The 1,299-nt window shown below is 67.7% G+C and carries 1 protein-coding gene; it reads left to right on the top strand.

Going from position 1 to position 1,299, the window contains the following annotated elements:
* The first annotated feature begins 289 nt into the window (after positions 1-289).
* Positions 290-1,264 (top strand): thioredoxin-disulfide reductase, encoded by a 975-nt coding sequence (trxB, locus tag AB0I03_RS26700; RefSeq protein ID WP_360417383.1) that lies wholly within the window; start codon positions 290-292, stop codon positions 1,262-1,264.
* The last annotated feature ends 35 nt before the right edge of the window (positions 1,265-1,299 follow it).

Here is a 1,299-nt window from a genome sequence, read left to right as displayed (position 1 = left end):
AACCACTGGCGTCGAGTCGCAGCACCTATGAGGGCACGGACGCATTCCTGGTCGTGCTGCCGCACCCGTCCGACCCGAAGAGCGTCTCTGCCTACGTCGTCACTGCCTCGTGCGTCTCAGCCACTCCGCCGGCTCCCGGGAAGGTTCTGCTGACCCACTCGTATCGGCGAGACTGAACCGCGGCAAGTGCGCGATGGCGCTCTGGGAATGCTGGCCCCTTAGGATCCGTTGGGTGGGGTGAGAGTTCCGAGACCCCAGCAAGCCGTCGGCAGAGACAAGGAAGAAACCCGTGAGCGACGTCCGCAACGTGATCATCATCGGCTCCGGGCCCGCGGGCTATACCGCAGCGCTCTACACCGCCCGCGCGTCCCTGAAGCCGCTCGTCTTCGAAGGCGCCGTCACCGCTGGCGGTGCTTTGATGAACACCACCGACGTGGAGAACTTCCCCGGCTTTCGCGACGGCATCATGGGTCCGGACCTGATGGACAACATGCGTGCCCAGGCCGAGCGCTTCGGTGCCGAGCTCGTGCCGGACGACATCGTCTCGGTCGACCTCACCGAGGAGATCAAGACCGTCACCGACACCGCGGGCAACGTGCACCGTGCCAAGGCGGTCATCGTCACCACCGGCTCCCAGCACCGCAAGCTCGGTCTGCCGCGCGAGGACGAGCTGTCCGGCCGGGGCGTCTCCTGGTGCGCGACCTGCGACGGGTTCTTCTTCAAGGACCAGGACATCGCCGTCATCGGCGGTGGCGACACCGCGATGGAGGAGGCCACCTTCCTCTCGCGCTTCGCCAAGTCCGTCACGGTCGTCCACCGCCGCGACACCCTGCGCGCGAGCAAGGCGATGCAGGAGCGCGCCTTCGCCGACCCGAAGATCAAGTTTGTGTGGGACAGCGAGATCGCCGAGGTCCACGGCGAGAACAAGCTCTCCGGTCTGACGCTGCGCAACGTCAAGACGGGCGAGACCTCCGAGCTTCCGGTCACCGGCCTCTTCATCGCGATTGGTCACGACCCGCGGACCGAGCTGTTCAAGGGCCAGCTGAACCTCGACGACGAGGGTTACCTCAAGGTCGATGCACCCAGCACCCGGACGAACCTGGCGGGCGTCTTCGCCGCCGGCGATGTCGTCGACCACACCTACCGCCAGGCGATCACCGCTGCCGGCACGGGCTGCTCCTCCGCCCTCGACGCCGAGCGGTTCCTCGCGGCGCTCTCGGACGGCGAGGCCACGGCCGAGCCGGAGAAGACCGCTTCCGCCTGACCCGCGCACCCCAGCTTTGGGGGGGGCCGCCGCCC

The sequence above is a fragment of the Glycomyces sp. NPDC021274 genome (genome assembly GCF_040641195.1).
In the GTDB taxonomy this organism is placed as follows: domain Bacteria; phylum Actinomycetota; class Actinomycetes; order Mycobacteriales; family Micromonosporaceae; genus Glycomyces.
The sequence above is the reverse complement of the archived record's forward strand: the minus strand, read 5'-3'. Positions and strand labels throughout refer to the sequence as shown.